General features: G+C 41.0%; 17 protein-coding genes. All 17 read right to left on the bottom strand.

Features of this window, described 5'->3' with window-relative positions; translation table 11 throughout:
- Window positions 1-11: 11 nt before the first annotated feature.
- On the bottom strand, window positions 12-458 hold the full coding sequence (flgD, locus tag H7F25_RS06730) for a flagellar hook assembly protein FlgD (RefSeq protein ID WP_025092581.1): 447 nt from the start codon (window positions 456-458) through the stop codon (window positions 12-14).
- Window positions 458-1,783 carry a flagellar hook-length control protein FliK gene (locus H7F25_RS06725; RefSeq protein ID WP_171464222.1) on the bottom strand — a complete coding sequence of 442 codons (1,326 nt, stop codon included), beginning with the start codon at window positions 1,781-1,783 and terminating at the stop codon, window positions 458-460. The genes flgD and H7F25_RS06725 overlap by 1 nt, the downstream gene beginning before the upstream one ends.
- Window positions 1,784-2,485 (bottom strand): MotE family protein, encoded by a 702-nt coding sequence (locus H7F25_RS06720; RefSeq protein ID WP_056766436.1) that lies wholly within the window; start codon window positions 2,483-2,485, stop codon window positions 1,784-1,786. It lies immediately after the preceding gene.
- 12 nt (window positions 2,486-2,497) lie between these two features.
- Window positions 2,498-2,941, bottom strand: coding sequence for a flagellar export protein FliJ (gene fliJ, locus H7F25_RS06715; protein ID WP_024424173.1), 444 nt, complete (start codon window positions 2,939-2,941; stop codon window positions 2,498-2,500).
- 8 nt (window positions 2,942-2,949) lie between these two features.
- Window positions 2,950-4,266: a flagellar protein export ATPase FliI gene (gene fliI / locus H7F25_RS06710; protein ID WP_024424174.1), complete on the bottom strand. Its 1,317-nt coding sequence runs from the start codon at window positions 4,264-4,266 to the stop codon at window positions 2,950-2,952.
- On the bottom strand, window positions 4,263-5,027 hold the full coding sequence (gene fliH, locus H7F25_RS06705) for a flagellar assembly protein FliH (protein WP_056766434.1): 765 nt from the start codon (window positions 5,025-5,027) through the stop codon (window positions 4,263-4,265). The genes fliI and fliH overlap by 4 nt, the downstream gene beginning before the upstream one ends.
- Window positions 5,020-6,036: a flagellar motor switch protein FliG gene (gene fliG / locus H7F25_RS06700; RefSeq protein ID WP_024424176.1), complete on the bottom strand. Its 1,017-nt coding sequence runs from the start codon at window positions 6,034-6,036 to the stop codon at window positions 5,020-5,022. The genes fliH and fliG overlap by 8 nt, the downstream gene beginning before the upstream one ends.
- Window positions 6,037-6,047: 11 nt before the next feature.
- Window positions 6,048-7,640: a flagellar basal-body MS-ring/collar protein FliF gene (gene fliF, locus H7F25_RS06695; protein ID WP_185854404.1), complete on the bottom strand. Its 1,593-nt coding sequence runs from the start codon at window positions 7,638-7,640 to the stop codon at window positions 6,048-6,050.
- A 49-nt stretch (window positions 7,641-7,689) separates the two neighbouring features.
- Complete coding sequence (gene fliE, locus H7F25_RS06690) at window positions 7,690-8,007, bottom strand: flagellar hook-basal body complex protein FliE (RefSeq protein ID WP_024424178.1); 318 nt, start codon at window positions 8,005-8,007, stop codon at window positions 7,690-7,692.
- A gap of 11 nt (window positions 8,008-8,018) precedes the next feature.
- A complete protein-coding gene (gene flgC, locus H7F25_RS06685) occupies window positions 8,019-8,471 on the bottom strand; it encodes a flagellar basal body rod protein FlgC (protein WP_024424179.1) in 453 nt (150 codons plus the stop codon).
- Window positions 8,471-8,860, bottom strand: coding sequence for a flagellar basal body rod protein FlgB (flgB, locus tag H7F25_RS06680; RefSeq protein ID WP_012009952.1), 390 nt, complete (start codon window positions 8,858-8,860; stop codon window positions 8,471-8,473). Before flgB ends, flgC begins: the two co-directional genes overlap by 1 nt.
- A gap of 288 nt (window positions 8,861-9,148) precedes the next feature.
- Complete coding sequence (gene codY / locus H7F25_RS06675) at window positions 9,149-9,928, bottom strand: GTP-sensing pleiotropic transcriptional regulator CodY (protein ID WP_007499612.1); 780 nt, start codon at window positions 9,926-9,928, stop codon at window positions 9,149-9,151.
- Between the two features lie 34 nt (window positions 9,929-9,962).
- Complete coding sequence (hslU, locus tag H7F25_RS06670; protein ID WP_185854403.1) at window positions 9,963-11,363, bottom strand: ATP-dependent protease ATPase subunit HslU; 1,401 nt, start codon at window positions 11,361-11,363, stop codon at window positions 9,963-9,965.
- 16 nt (window positions 11,364-11,379) lie between these two features.
- Window positions 11,380-11,925: an ATP-dependent protease subunit HslV gene (gene hslV / locus H7F25_RS06665; protein WP_024424181.1), complete on the bottom strand. Its 546-nt coding sequence runs from the start codon at window positions 11,923-11,925 to the stop codon at window positions 11,380-11,382.
- Window positions 11,926-11,939: 14 nt separating this feature from the next.
- Window positions 11,940-12,857 carry a tyrosine recombinase XerC gene (xerC, locus tag H7F25_RS06660; RefSeq protein WP_103132420.1) on the bottom strand — a complete coding sequence of 306 codons (918 nt, stop codon included), beginning with the start codon at window positions 12,855-12,857 and terminating at the stop codon, window positions 11,940-11,942.
- A gap of 62 nt (window positions 12,858-12,919) precedes the next feature.
- Window positions 12,920-14,224, bottom strand: coding sequence for an FADH(2)-oxidizing methylenetetrahydrofolate--tRNA-(uracil(54)-C(5))-methyltransferase TrmFO (trmFO, locus tag H7F25_RS06655; RefSeq protein WP_024424183.1), 1,305 nt, complete (start codon window positions 14,222-14,224; stop codon window positions 12,920-12,922).
- A 70-nt stretch (window positions 14,225-14,294) separates the two neighbouring features.
- Window positions 14,295-16,370, bottom strand: coding sequence for a type I DNA topoisomerase (gene topA / locus H7F25_RS06650; RefSeq protein WP_024424184.1), 2,076 nt, complete (start codon window positions 16,368-16,370; stop codon window positions 14,295-14,297).
- Between the last annotated feature and the right edge of the window lie 127 nt (window positions 16,371-16,497).

Genomic DNA, 16,497 nt, shown 5'->3' with positions numbered 1-16,497 from the left:
TCCTCCTCGAATTACTTCGTTTTTTCTCCAACTGCTGTAACATCCCAAGGGCTGATTTTCGTACCATCTTCTAAAACAAGTAAGTATTCATTGTCTATGTTTTTAACAGACTTCACAGTGCCCGATATCTCTTTATCATCCAATTTGCCCGATACTTCTTTACCAATCCAGCCTACATATGTCGTAAACGGATCTTGGTGTGCAACAAATGTAGACATGAGCTGATTCAGCTTGGTGATCGAATCGTTCATATTGGTTTGCTGTTCTAAAGATGAAAATGTCGCAAGCTGCGTGACAAACTCACGGTCATCAATCGGGTTTGTCGGATCTTGGTTTTGAAGCTGCGTGAGCAAAATTTTCAAGAATTGATCTTTGCCAAGCGTATCTGTTTTCTTTTCTGCTTTTGAAGAAGTGTCTGCTTGTGCGGCTGTTCTATTCGTAGCATCAACTGTTGCCATTAGATCTCCTCCTCTTCTTCATCTGACCCAACAAGAGCGTCCAGTACATCTTGGAATTCTGCTTCCTGTTCATCAGTCTGCTGGAAATTCTGTCCTTTTGGCTGCTGCTGCTTGTTTTCTTCACTAAACTGTCCAAATAACGGCTGCTCATTTGATTGAAGCGGTATATGGAAACGGTCCACTTGAACCGACATATTCGGAAGCGCCTGCTTGAGCTGCGGCAGATGATGCTCTAACAGTTCTTTCGCTGCTTGCGTCGAGGCTGTAATTTTACTCGCATACATACCGTTTTGCTTCGTTAGCTGAATGGTAATGAATCCAAGATTTTCTGGATTTAATCGAACGGTAAAGCGTCCGCTTGAATTGCCAAACGGCGTGAATTTCATTTGCTTCCACGTGTTTAGAATTTGCTGATCAACTGTTCCCGGCTTTTCATCAGTCGTTTGTGTCTGCTGAACAGGAGCCGCTGACTGCAGTTGGAAAAACTGCTTATGACCTGGCAAAAGTGTATGGGTCATTATTTTTTCAGAAGCTGGTGCAGCAGCGTTTTGTCCTTTAACGACTTCTTTTTTGATGAGCCACTCAAGAGATGCATTCCCTTTTGCCGGAGAAGCGAGTGTAGATTCTTGTTTTGGAGAGATTAGTTCTTTCAACTCGCCAAGTGAAATTTTCCACTCTTTGTCAGACCCTTTCGCATTCGCCATCATATGGTCGATTAACTGATTAAAGTGCTTTAGCTCACTTTGAGTCATCGAATTCAGCTTTGGCGCTGATTCCTGCGAGAAGAACTGCTCTTTTACTTGCTGAATGAGTTTTTCATCTACCCCGTTTTTCGAAAGAAAGTGGATAAAGTCTTGACCTTTTCCTTCAATATCCTGCACAAGTTTCGCATCAAAGCTTGGCGGCTGTTGATTGAGCAATTGATAGATGAAGAAGTGGACTTGTATGAGCTGTTCACTATGTTCAGAACCTGGCTTTTCAGCTTGATCATCGTAAATGGAAGATTCCATTTTTTGAAATAATTCTTCAAGTGATTTGAGATCAGATGATTCAAGCGTTTGACCCTGTAGTGTTTGAAGCGCACTTAGTAGGTCTGCGTTCATTCCTTCTTCAGGTGATTGCATCCATTTTTCAACAATTTGCATCGCATCATTGATAGAAAGAGAGGCAGCAGCGGCTGTCTCAGCATGAACAGGACCGCTTTGAGCGCCTGCTCCGCTAAGCAATTGTTTAAACAAACCTCGTGCAGATGCAGCGCTGTCTCCTTTTAGCCCTGAGAGACCTTGAGAAGATTGCTGTAAGGCTCCAATATCCAATAACTTCACTTATTGTCCACCCCCATTTTCACTTTCTTCTTTTTTGGCAAGCTCTTTTGTAAACGTTGCTGCCTTCTGAGGTGTCAGTTTTGCTAATATGTCTGTCAGTTTATTTTTGCTCAGCTCTTCAAGGATTTTTAACGCCTCTTTATCACTTAGTTCTGATAAAATTTTGGCGGATTTCCCTGGGTCCATGCTTTCATAAATGCTGGCGACCTTTCCTTTTGTCTGCTGATTAGAGGATGCCGCTGCATCAGGGGAGGTCCCTGCTGAGTTATTATCTGACGTGTTATTTGATGAGCTGTTATTCGATGAACTGTCATTGGCAGACGTATTCTTTGCATCATTTTCAGATGTTTTTTCAAGTGAATTGATTTTTTGATTCAGTCTTTTAATCTCTTCATCACTTGTTTTCAAATCTTTTTGTGCAATTTCGAGCTCATTCTTTTGCTCTTTAATGGTCTTTTTCAGTTCTTTCAACTCTGCATCGCTTTGATCATTAGGTGAAGATGACGTTTTTGAGGTGTCATCTGAACCAACTAAGCTGCTGATCACCGGAATGTTTTGGAGCGGTTTTTTTAGATCAAAACCTGCCATATAAAGGATCGTGCCAGTGACAATCACAAGCACAATCAATGGGATGATGACAATAAACAAGATCCATTGAAATTTCCCGCCGCCTGATTCCTTCGTTTTTTCCTTCTTAGGCATTCATCTCGACTCCTAATGTCCTTGAAACATGAATTGGCTGATAGAGATATCATCCATTTCTTTCATTTCAATTGCCTTATGTTCAAGGGAGAACTTTTCAAATTGCTTTTCTTTCATTTTTTCAAACTTTTTAAACTCAATGTTTTTTTCAGTTAAATCAGATTGTTTTTCATTCATTTGATGGCGTTTCATGATCACAAGCTGCTGATAATGCTGGATGGTGTTATCTAAGTTGGTCACAAATTGCTGGTAATGACGCATTTCTTGAACACTCATTCCACTTCTCAGCTTTTCTTCTTTGCTTTTTTCCATTAGCTCTTTTTTACTCATATTTTCATAGAGTTTTTCAGCAACTTGCTCAAATGCCGAAACGGATTGTTGGTATGCTGCGAGTGACTTGTCTTTTTCACTTTCTTTCAGTTCTAAGAGCTTTTGAAATTTGTATTGATATCTCACTGTTTTTGTCAATCCTCTCTATTCATCAAACTGAGCAATAAACTCACACTGTCTTCAATAGATACAGCCTCTTCTACATCCTGTTTCAAAAATGAAATCAGGTGAGGGTAAGCCTGCATGGCTTCATCAATATCTTTGGAGGAGCCTTTTTTATATGCTCCAATATTAATGAGATCTTCAGCGTTTTGATAAGTGGATAAAAGCTGGCGGAACCGGTTAGCCGCCTCCTTGTGATCATGACTTGCGATATTACTCATGACACGGCTGATACTTTTCAGAATGTTAACAGCGGGAAATTGTCCTTTGTTGGCTAAAGCACGATCAAGTACAATGTGCCCGTCAAGGATCCCCCTCACTGTATCAGCGATCGGCTCGTTCATATCGTCCCCATCAACAAGCACTGTGTAAAACGCTGTGATGGAACCAAGCTGATTTGTACCAGTTCGTTCGAGCAATTTTGGCAGTATAGCGAACACTGAAGGTGTATATCCTTTTGTTGTTGGCGGCTCGCCAGTTGCGAGTCCTATTTCCCTTTGCGCCATGGCAACCCTCGTAACAGAATCCATCATGAACATGACATTTTTGCCTCTGTCCCTGAAATATTCCGCAATGGCTGTTGCAGTATAGGCAGCTTTCAGTCTCGTCAGTGCAGGCTGGTCAGAAGTTGCAACGACAACAATGGATCGCTTCAGTCCTTCAGCACCTAAATCCTTTTCAATAAACTCACGAACTTCACGGCCACGCTCTCCAACAAGGGCAATGACATTCAGGTCTGCTTCTGTCTGCTTTGCAATCATCCCCATTAAGGTACTTTTTCCAACACCGCTTCCGGCAAAAATCCCGATCCTTTGACCAGTGCCAACTGTGAGCAGACTGTCAATGACTCTAACACCGACACCCATCTTTTCTCGAATAGGCGGCCTGTCCATTGGATTTGGGGGTGACTGATCTGTCGAAACAGGTGCAAGTCCTTTTGGAAGCATACTGCCATCAAGCGGATCACCGAAGGCATCAACGACTTCACCAATTAATCCAGTCCCTACTTTGACCTTCAGCGACTCACCCGTCGCTTCAACAAGACTTCCTGGTGAAATATTGGATGCTTCTACATAAGGCATGAGCAGAATGTTTTCATCTCTAAACCCTACGACCTCTGCTTTTATCGGATGGTGCTTGCTCCCTTTTTTATGAATGAGACATACATCACCGATCGAACTCTCCGGCCCCTTAGATTCAATCATCAGCCCAACCACTCGATTGACTTTACCAAATCGTTTATAAGGATCAGCGGTTTCAATCGTTTCTTTTAGTACATCCATTTTCATTTGTGATCACCTGAATCAATGACTTCTAATAGTTTTTCTTTCAACTGATTCATTTGGGTATCAACACTCGCTTCCACTTTTCCAAAACTTGTTTCTACGTAACAAGTTCCTTTTGGTGCTTTTTCATCCGAGTAAATGGCAAGGTGTGTATCCTTTTGAAGGATTCTAATCAATTCGTCTTTATATTCCATCACATGCTCGTAATGTTCAGGGTCAACATAGATGGAAATATCATCATATTCTTTCACTTCTGAAATGACCTGCTTCACAAGAGCCAAAAATTGATCTTTCGTGTCCTCAGCTGCATTCCAAACGCGTTTGGCGAGTTCAAAAGCGAGTTCCACAATTTGCTCAGCAGAGCTTTCAATTTTTTCTTCGTAGTCCTGCCTTGCAAGACGAACGATGTCATTTGCTTGATCAAGAATAGCTTGGTACTGCAAATTCGCATCTGCTTCGCCCTTTTGGAAGCCGTCTTGATAACCTGCTTGTTTCGCTTCTTCAATGAGCTGCATTCTTTCTTCTTCAAAATCAGTCCGGCGCTGATTGATTTCAGCCATTGTTTTTTCCAGCTCACTGTTTGCTTGTTCTAATATGCGGCTCGCTTGATCTTCTGCATCACTGAGTACTAGCTGCGATGCTTCGGTTTCATTGACAAGCTCTTCTTCGTGATGTTCTCTTTTAAAGTTTACTTGCTGTAAAGGAATCGTTTGCCGTCCTTGTTCAGGAATAACAGATGTTTCATGTTTGATAATCCTAGACAATGATATCGTCTCCTCCGCCTCGAGCTATGACGATTTCTCCAGCTTCCTCAAGTCGTCTTACGATGCTGACAATACGGGTTTGTGCTTCCTCGACATCTCTAAGCCGGACAGGCCCCATAAACTCCATTTCTTCTTTGAATGTTTCGACCATCCGCTGTGACATGTTGCGGAAGACAATTTCTTTGACCTCTTCGCTTGCCACTTTGAGTGCGAGCAATAAGTCATCATTTTCAACATCTCTGATAACGCGCTGAATCGCTCTGCTGTCAAGAGTGACAATATCTTCAAAGACAAACATACGTTTCTTAATTTCATCCGCAAGCTCTGGATCTTGAATTTCAAGTGTGTCTAAAATGGTCTTCTCAGTAGCACGGTCTACACCATTTAGCACTTCTACAACCGCTTCGACTCCGCCCGTTTGCGTATAGTCCTGCGTAAAGGTTGAAGAAAGCTTTTGTTCAAGAATACGTTCCACCTCATTGATGATCTCTGGAGATGTGCGGTCCATTAAGGCAATACGTCTCGCAACCTCAGTTTGTACTTCCTCGCCTAACTCAGATAAAATTTGCCCAGCCTGCACTGGATCCAGATAGGAAAGGATAAGTGCAATCGTTTGTGGATGCTCATGCTGGATAAAGTTTAAAATTTGTTCTGGCTCAGCCTTTCGAGCAAAATCAAATGGTTTCACTTGAAGAGAGGATGTCAGCCTGTTTAAGATGCTGTCCGCTTTATCCTCACCAAGCGCTTTTTCAAGCACTTGTCTTGCGTACATAAGACCGCCCTGCGATATGTAGTCCTGCGCGATGGCAATGCTGTGAAACTCTTCGATGACTTCATCTTTTTTAGCAGTATCTACACTTCGTACATTGGAAATTTCTAATGTTAATTTTTCTATTTCGTCTTCAGACAGATGTTTGTATACAGATGCTGACACGTCTAGCCCTAAGGAAATCATTAGGATTGCTGCTTTTTGTCTGCCTGTTAGTCGATTTGGATCTTTTCTCGACATGTGTATTCCTCCTAATCCTCGGACAGCCAGCTGCGTAGCAATTTAGCAAAGTCTTCTGGTTTTTCTTTTGCCATTTTTTCAAGCTGATTTTTTCTCACCATTTCTTCTGTTTCTGGTTCAGTGTCGATATCAGGAACATCGATTGGTGTACGTTCATCAAACTCAAACTCTTCTTCTTCATCTCTTCTACGCTTGCGTACAAGAAGAATGATAAGAGCGATAATTGCAAGTAGGAGCACACCGCCTACAATATAAACCCAGATTGGAATATTGTTTGAAGGGTTATCTGCCGCAGTTTGCTGTTTACCGTCTAATTTTGATACAGATAAAACGATTTTGTTATCTAATTCTGCTTGAGTGAGCGCTTGACCATTTGTGTATTCTTTATCAATCGATGTGCTAATGATCGTTGAAAGAATCTTTTTGATATCATCTTGTCTTTCAGCAGTTAAAGAGTTTACATCGTTTGCAGTTGGTGGTTCGACCAATGCTTGAATGCCAACATCTCTGATTTTATAAGGACTTTCTTTGATATCTTTATGAATGCGGTTGACTTCATAATTGATACGATCTTCGCTCTTTTCGTAATCTCCGCTTCCATTCGCTCCATCGGCACCTTGATAATTTGTGACATCATCATCACCTGTTCCAGCGGTGCCTCCAGCTGCTGCGCCATTACCTGAATAAGTTTCAGCAATCTTTTCAGCGCTGACAGCAATTCCCTGCATGTTTTCTTTATCAACAGGTTCTACAAGGTCTTCTTTTCTTTTTTCTTCAGTAAAATCAATGTCTGTTGTGACCGATACAGCTACTTTATCTTGACCCATCATTGTTCCAAGCAGCTGCTGAATTTTTCTTTGAAGATTCTTTTCGATTTCCTCTTTTTTCTGCTGCTGTGCATCCATTCCACTTGCATAGGAATCGGAGCTGGTGTTTAAGTCGTAGTAGTTGGAATCTTGGTCCATAATGACAATGTTTTCTGTTTTTAAATTCGGCACACTTTTTGAAATAAGATGATAAAGGCCTTTTACTTGCTGCGGTGTGAGCGTGTAGCCTGGCTCAACTTGCAGCACAATGGATGCTGATGCATTACTTTGCTCTTCTCCAACAAAAACGGAATCTTTTGGCAGGTTAATCATCACTTTTGAATCTTTAATCCCATCAATTGTGTTGATCAGATTGGATAGTTCTGTCTGAGTTGCGTCTACTTTCAGAACATCAAATTCATTATCTGTTAAACCGAAGCCTGAATTGTTTGCAAAGAAGGAATAATCAATGTTGCCTGTCTTAGGGAGCCCTTCAGATGCGAGTGTTACTTTTAAAGAATCTGCTTGCTTTTCTGGAACGAGAATCGTTGTTCCATTGTTTGCAAGTTCCGATTTAACGTTTTTGCCATCTAGTTCCTGTTTGATTTGTCCAGCTTCTGCCTCAGACAAGTCTCTAAAGAGCGGAACCATTTTTTCAGAAGAAGCAAAGATGCTAACAACCGTAATAATGATTGCTAGGGCAGCAACGCCGCCAATCATGAGTATTTTTTGTAATTTTGATCGATTTCGCCAAAACTCAACTGTTTTTGTTCTTAATTGCATTAAAGTACGATTCATCTTAACCCCCGGTCATTCCATTCAGTCTTTTTTTGTCCACCAGCACCTCCTACATCTGCATTCTCATAATCTCTTGGTACGCTTCGACTGCTTTATTTCGAAACTCTGTTGCAGCTGTGAGTGTAACACTCGCTTTTTGTGAAGCAATCATGACTTCATCGAGATTGACATCTTTTCCTTGTGCAAGCGCATTTGTATACTGGTCTGATTTCAGCTGTGATTGATTTAATGCCTCAATGGAATTCTTCAGCACATCAGAGAAATTCGTTTGACTTTTAGGTGCAGCCGCCTGAACGGGCGTTGCATTCGTCAATTCACTTGCTTGCTGAGCAGTTTGAAGCTGGAAAGGAGATATTGCATTAACCAATTATTTTCACCTTACTTTCCTATTTCTAAAGCTTTCATCAGCATGCTTTTATTCGCATTTAGAGCAGTCACGTTTGCTTCATATGATCTTGAGCTGCTGATGAGGTCGACCATTTCTTTTAATGGATCGACATTTGGTGTTTGAACATATCCATTTTCATTGGCATCGGGATTTGTAGGATCATATTGAAGGTTGAATGGAGTTTCGTCTTCAGTAATCTTTGTTACTTTGACGCCGTTTCCTAATTTGCCGCTCGAATTCATACTTGAGTTCAATATAGATGAAAACGATTCACCTGACGGCTGTAATGTGACAAGCTTACGTCTATAAGGCTCCCAGTTGCCATCAACCTGTTTAGCTCTTGTTGTATCCATATTTGCAAGGTTTGAGGATACAACATCCATTCTGAGCCTCTGTGCCGTTAATGCTGAGGCCGAAGCGTTCACTCCTGAAAAAATCGACATCACTTACCTCCTGTCAAAACTGTTTTAAGAGAATTGAATTTCCCGCTCATTCTTTCCACCAGCGCATTATACTGAATTTGGTTTTTAGCGAGTTCACTCATCTCTTGATCAATATCGACATTATTTCCGTTTTCTTGATAAGAAGTACGGTTGCTCGAAACAACTGAATAATTAGACCCTGTTTTTGAAAAATCAATGTGACCTTGGTATGTTTTTTTAGCATCTAATTTGATTGACGCATCATTTAGCATGTCATGGAATGCGACGTTTTTCGACTTGTAGTTCGGTGTGTCTATATTTGCGATATTATTGCTTATGACTTTTTGCTTAACATTCGCTCTGCCCAAGGCATTCTCAAGGTTGCTTATCGTTCCAGAAAATATATCCAAAACCATATACCTCCAATCATATGTATTTCATTCCATTTAATCATGTCGAGATTTGTAAAACCATATGTTCATTGTAAGAAATAATAGGATTAAAGTCTATGATGTATATGTAAAAAAAACTCGTAATATATATCTATTTTACGAATAGGTATAAAGACCTAGATTCAAAGCACTACAGATTTGTAAGGGGTTTCTTGGAAAAAAGAGTGACATTTTTCGGACAAATCCTCATTTTTTCACATAAAAAAACCCTTTTCAGCATTTATTTCGGCCAAAAAGGGTTTTTGATTAATGAGATTTTAAATTTTCGAGTTCAATTAAAAATTTGTTGTTTAACACTTTGATGTACGTTCCCTTCATTCCAAGAGAACGAGATTCAATGACGCCTGCACTTTCTAACTTACGTAAGGCGTTTACGATCACTGAGCGCGTGATCCCTACACGGTCTGCAATTTTACTTGCAACGAGAAGACCTTCGTTTCCATCCAGCTCTTCAAAAATGTGCTCAATCGCTTCAAGCTCACTGTATGAAAGAGAGCTAATCGCCATTTGAACAACCGCTTTGCTTCTTGCTTCTTCTTCGATTTCCTCTGCTTTCTCGCGAAGAATCTCCATTCCAACAACTGTTGCCCCGTATTCAGCAAGAATTAAATCATCATCTGTGAATGTATCTTGTAAGCGGGACAGGATTAACGTACCTAAACGATCTCCTCCGCCGATAATTGGAACAATTGTTGTTAAACCTGATTGGAATAAGTCCCGGTTTTCAATCGGAAAAGCTGTATATTCACTGTTAATATCAAGGTTTGAAGACGTTTCAGGGACATTGAATAGACTCTTTGTATATTCTTCAGGGAACTGACGATCTTCAAGCATTTTTTTCATACGTGCATTTTCGATCTGTTGATTAATGGAGTAGCCAAGAAGCTTTCCCCTTCTGCTTAATACGAAAATGTTTGAATCAATGACATCTCTCAGTGTTTCTGCCATTTCTTTGAAATTAACTGGTTTCCCCGCTGCATCTTGCAGCATTGAGTTAATAATCCTTGTTTTTTGTAGTAACGCCATAATAATGATCCTCCTAGATTACTTTATTCATTTGTTAAAGTATAAATTGACTTAAATCTTTGTTATTTGCAATCTTTCCTAGCTTCTCTTCGACATACTGAGGTGTAATGGTCACTGTCTCCATCGTAATATCAGACGCCTCAAATGAAAGCTCTTCAAGCAGCTTCTCAAGTATGGTATGAAGCCTTCTTGCACCGATGTTATCTGTCTCCTGATTGACATGATAAGCCACTTCGGCAATCTTATGAATAGCATCGTCAGAAAATTCAAGAGATATACCTTCTGTTTCAAGTAAAGCTTTATATTGCTTTAATAATGCATTATCTGGTTCCGTTAAGATTTTCACAAAGTCTTCTATACTTAATTTATCTAATTCTACACGGATTGGGAAGCGTCCCTGAAGCTCTGGAATCAAATCTGATGGCTTTGCCATATGAAATGCACCTGCTGCAACAAACAGCACATGATCAGTTTTAACGGCACCATATTTCGTCATCACAGTTGAACCTTCTACAATCGGTAAAATATCACGCTGAACCCCTTCACGAGAAACATCTGCAGATGATGCACCACCGCTTTTGGCGATTTTGTCGATTTCATCGATAAAAATAATTCCTTGCTGCTCTGCTTTGTAGACCGCTTCCTGACTGACTTCATCCATATCAATCAGTTTTGAAGCTTCCTCAGCCGTTAACGCCTTTCTTGCTTCTCTGACAGTCAGCTTTCTGCGTTTTTTCTTTTTAGGCATGAGATTGCCGAGCGCATCCTGCATGTTCATACCCATTTGCTCCATACCCGAGCCTTGAAGCATATCAAACATGGAAGGCTGCTGTTCTTCTACTTCAATCGTAACGTAATGATCTTCAAGTTCTCCCATCGCCAGCTGATGAGCGATTCGCTTTCTTGTCGATTCGAGTTCCACTTCTTCATTTGAATGATCTCGATCACGGTCATCTTCATCAGAACCGCCAAACAGCATCTCAAACGGATTTTTCACAGACTGGCTTTTTTTCTTGCCAGGAACAAGTAAATGAACAAGACGTTTATTTGCTTGTTTTTCTGCTTCCTCTTGAACATCTTTCATCTTTTCTTCTTTGACGAGTCTAATCGCTGTTTCAACTAAATCTCTCACCATGGACTCTACGTCACGGCCGACATAACCCACTTCAGTAAATTTCGTCGCTTCCACTTTAATAAAAGGCGCACCAGAAATTCGAGCAATTCTGCGGGCAATTTCTGTTTTCCCCACACCTGTTGGACCGATCATTAAAATGTTTTTAGGAACGACTTCATCCTTTAGCTTATCATGCAAAAGACTTCTTCTGTAACGGTTTCTTAAAGCCACCGCCACTGCTTTTTTCGCATCAAGCTGACCAATGATGTATTGATCAAGCTTTTCAACTATCTCTCTTGGGGTGAACGGCTTTTTCTCCATACGTCTCATGTCCTTTCTATTCAAGCTCTTCTAAAGTGATTTGATCGTTCGTGTAGACACAGATTTCTCCGGCCGTTTCAAGAGCGGCCTTTGCAATTTCTCTCGCTGAGAGATGATCACCTGCATGGGTTTTGAGTGCTCTCCCGGCGCTAAGCGCATAGTTGCCTCCTGAGCCAATGGCCAAAATCCCATCATCTGGTTCGATGACCTCTCCTGTTCCAGAGACAAGCAGGATGCTTTCTTTGTTCATGACGATGAGCATGGCCTCAAGCTGCCTTAGCATCTTGTCACTTCGCCATTCCTTCGCTAGTTCTACGGCTGCCCGCTTTAAATTACCACCATATTCTTCAAGCTTTGTTTCAAACTTTTCAAAGAGTGTAAAAGCATCGGCTACTGAACCTGCAAAACCTGCAAGCACCTTGCCTCCGAAAAGACGGCGCACTTTTTTTGCTGTGTGTTTCATCACGACAGCCTGCCCGAAAGTGACTTGACCGTCGCCAGCCATTGCACTTTTTCCTTTATGCTGAACGGCAAAGATGGTTGTTGCATGAAATGATGACATGAAAAAACCTCCTTTTAGGATCGTTTAAAAGCCCTTGGGTGATGAGACATGTACGTGTTTCTTAAAGAATCTTTTGATACATGCGTGTACACCTGTGTAGATGATAAATTTGAATGACCGAGAAGTTCTTGAACACTTCTCAAATCCGCCCCCTCGTTTAAGAGATGCGTGGCAAAGGTGTGCCTTAACATGTGAGGATGGATATGTAATGTACCTGACGCCTTTTTCATTAATTCAGTGAGAATGAATCGTACACCTCGGTCTGTAAGAGGCGTCCCGCGCTGATTCAAAAACACATGAGTAGCATCGCGGTCTTTCCCTTTAGATTTCAGCTTCTGCCTTCCATCCTCTAAATAAGTAATGAGCGCTTCATGAGCATATGACCCGAAAGGAACATACCGCTGCTTGCTGCCTTTCCCATGAACAAGCACTGTATCCATCGATAAATCAAGATCAGATTCTTTTAATGAACATAACTCACTGACCCTCATACCTGTTGCATAAAGAAGTTCTAAAATGGCTTGATTTCTTTGCCCAAGCGGTGTGCTGACATCAGAAACTGTAAAAAGCTCTTTTAGTTCCTCTTCATACAAAAATGAAGGAATCCGCTTATCCTGCTTTGGTAAGCTAACGAGTAAAAAAGGATTTTCTTTCACAAGCTGTTCTCTTAATAAAAATTTATAAAAGCTGCGAAGCGCAGAGACTTTCTTACTAATCGTTCTTCTTGTCAGGCCTTTTTCATAAGCTTCTGTTAAATAAATTCTCGTATCTTGATAGGATACCTCTTCAAAACCGTCTATTCCTTGAATGTTCATAAATCTGACAAACTCTTCAATGGCTTCTGTATATCCTGAGATCGTTAAAGCTGAATAGTTTTTTTCAATTTGCAGATATTCAATGAATAAGTGGACAAGACGCTGTTTATTCGTCATTTTTACACCTCTTTAAGGCTTTTAAATGGTATCACATATCTTGCTTTCCGTGCAATGTTTTACTACAGAGATTTCGAAATAGTTTGAATAGTTTCGATTGCGCGCTTAGCGTACTCTGCATAACGTTCTTGTTTGTTTTTAATTCGAACTCCTAGATCTTTCAGCAAACCAAAGTTCGCATTCATCGGCTGGAAGCTTTTCTTGTTTGTCGATGTGATGTAGTGAGCCATACTGCCAATCGCCGTTTCCTCAGGAAGTGTCACAAGCTCTTCTCCTTTGACAAAACGAGCAGCGTTAATGCCAGCCACAAGTCCGGACGCTGCGGACTCAACATACCCTTCAACGCCTGTCATTTGCCCGGCAAAAAATAGGTCATCTCTATTTTTAAACTGATAAGTCGGTCTTAAAAGACTTGGCGAGTTAATAAATGTATTACGGTGCATCACGCCGTAACGAACAATCTCTGCTTCTTCAAGGCCTGGAATCAAACGGAATACTTCCTTTTGATCGCCCCACTTCAGATGTGTCTGGAAGCCAACGATGTTATATAAAGTACCTGCTGCATCATCCTGTCTTAATTGAACAACAGCGTAAGGTCTTTTTCCTGTTTTCGGATCTTCCAGTCCTACTGGCTTCATCGGACCAAACAGCATCGTTTTCTTTCCTCTTTTCGCCATGACTTCAATTGGCATACAGCCTTCAAAGAAGATTTCTTTTTCAAATTCTTTTAATGGCACAGTTTCAGCAGAAATGAGCGCCTCATAAAAACGATCGAATTCTTCTTCTGTCATTGGACAGTTTAAATAAGCGGCTTCTCCTTTGTCATAGCGTGATTTCAAGTACACCTTATCCATATCAATGCTGTCTTTCTCTAGAATAGGTGCCGCTGCATCGTAGAAATAGAGATATTCTTCTCCTGTTAACGATTTTAATTCTTTTGAAAGTGCTTCTGATGTCAGCGGACCAGTCGCGATAATTGTCGGACCTTCTGGTATGCTTTGCACTTCTTCTTGAAAGACAGTAACATTCGGATGATTTTTCACGCGGTCAGTCACGTTTGCTGCAAATTCATGACGGTCTACTGCAAGCGCACCGCCAGCAGGAACTGAGCTTTCATCTGCTGCTGCGATAATAGCTGAATCTAAATGACGCATTTCTTCCTTTAATACACCTACTGCATTCGTCAAAGCATTCGCACGCAGTGAGTTGCTGCATACAAGCTCCGCAAATTTATCTGTGTGGTGAGCCGGCGTTTGTTTCACAGGTCTCATTTCATATAAATTGACTTTAATCCCTCGTTTAGCGATTTGCCATGCAGCTTCACTTCCAGCTAAACCGGCTCCGATCACATTTACAAATTGACTCATTGTACAACTCTCCTATTTCGTAAGGTCTGTTTGATGACATAAAAAAGCAGGTGAACAAGGCTGCTCACCGCTATTTTTGTTGTTCCTCTTTATAATCACAGTTGACACATTGAACTTGAACGCCTTTTTTCAGCTTTTTCTCTACAAGCATATTTTCGCATTTTGGACACTTTCTTTCAATTGGTTTGTCCCAAGAGACGAATTCACACTCTGGAAAACGATCACAGCCGTAAAAAATGCGGCGTTTTTTCGATTTTCGTTCAACAATGTTTCCTTCATGACATGACGGGCATTTGACCCCGATATCTTTGACAATTGGTTTTGTGTTACGGCAGTCAGGAAAGTTAGAGCACGCCATGAACTTGCCGTATCTACCCATTTTGTACACCATCGGATGTCCGCACTCTTCACAATCAACACCTGCGTATTCCGGCTCAATCTCAACTTCTTGCATCTCTGCTTCAGCTTTTTCTACCCGTTTTGCAAAGTCTTGATAGAAGCTGTCGATAATACGAACCCATTCGATCGTACCTTCTTCAACACTATCAAGTTCCTTTTCCATTTTCGCTGTAAATTCAACGTTAATGATTTCAGGGAAGAATTCAATGATTAAGTTGAGTACAATCTCTCCAAGCTCTGTCGGAGTAAATCGTTTATTATCAAGTGCGACATAGCCGCGCTTTTGAATTGTATCTAATGTTGGTGCATAAGTAGATGGACGGCCTATACCGAGCTCTTCAAGTGTTTTGACCAATCTTGCCTCAGTGTAACGCGGAGGCGGCTGTGTGAAGTGCTGTTCAGGTTCGATATCTTTTGAAAGAACTGTGTCCCCTTCTTTCAGATCAGGAAGCATTTTGTCCTTTTCCTCTAGCTGGTCGTCCTTTCCTTCCACATAAACCTTCATAAACCCAGGGAATTTTACTTTACTGCCATTCGCACGGAAAGTAAGACCGTTATGATCAAGGTCTACACTCATTGTATCAAGAACAGCCGGCGCCATTTGGCTTGCCACGAATCGTTCCCAAATCAATTTGTACAGACGAAGCTGATCGCGGCTTAGCACGTGCTTGACATCTGCCGGTTTTCTTAACGTCGAAGTCGGACGGATGGCTTCGTGAGCATCTTGTGCATTTTCATTCTTTTTAGCTGTTCGTTTTGTTGTGTTTAAGAAATTCTTGCCGTACGTCTGATCAATGAAGGCAGATACTTCTTCAATCGCTGTATTGGAAATACGTGTTGAGTCCGTTCTCATATATGTAATGAGACCGACTGTACCTTCTTTACCGAGATCAATTCCTTCATATAATTGCTGTGCAATCATCATTGTCTTTTTCGCACGGAAGTTTAATTTTCTTGCAGCCTCCTGCTGTAAAGTAGAGGTCGTAAACGGAACAGCTGGATTACGTTTACGCTCTTTTTTCGTTACTTTCTCTACAGAGAATTTGCTTCCCTTTAATTTCGAAAGGATTTCTTTTACATCTTCTTTTGTTTTCAATGGATGTTTTTTGCCATTGAGGCCAAAGAAACTCGCTTCGAAGCTTTCTTTTCCTTTTAGGAATGTACCGTCAATTGTCCAGTATTCTTCTGGTTTAAATTCATTAATTTCATTCTCGCGATCAATAATCAGGCGGAGTGCAACTGATTGAACACGTCCGGCACTTAAGCCCTTTTTCACTTTCTTCCATAAAATCGGACTGATTTTATACCCAACGAGACGATCTAAGATCCGTCTTGCCTGCTGCGCATCAACTAGGTCCATATTGATCATACGTGGATGCTTAAAGGAATCTTTAATCGCATCCTTTGTAATCTCGTTAAAAACAACGCGGCAGTCAGAAGAGAGGTCAAGGTCAAGGCTGTGTGCTAAATGCCAAGCAATCGCTTCTCCCTCTCTATCGGGGTCAGCTGCGAGATATACTTTTTTTGCTTTTTTCGCCGCTGTTTTTAATTCTTTTAAAACTGGGCCTTTTCCGCGAATCGTAATATACCTCGGTTCGAAGTCATGCTCAGTGTCAACACCGAGCTGACTTTTCGGTAAATCCCTTACGTGTCCCATTGAAGCTTTTACTTTATACTTTTTTCCTAAATAACGTTCAATCGTTTTCGCCTTTGCTGGCGACTCAACGATGACTAAATAATCAGCCATACTCAAAATCCCCCTTAAGAGGTGTTCTCTCTTTATACATTTCACAATTCATATTTATGTTAATTGCACCTATCTAACAGGCAATCATTAAAAATTCTTTATGATGAACATCATTATAAACACGAAA

Origin of the sequence: Bacillus sp. PAMC28571 (assembly GCF_014250435.1) — a bacterium.
Lineage (GTDB): Bacteria > Bacillota > Bacilli > Bacillales > Bacillaceae > Bacillus > Bacillus safensis.
The sequence above is the reverse complement of the archived record's forward strand: the minus strand, read 5'-3'. Positions and strand labels throughout refer to the sequence as shown.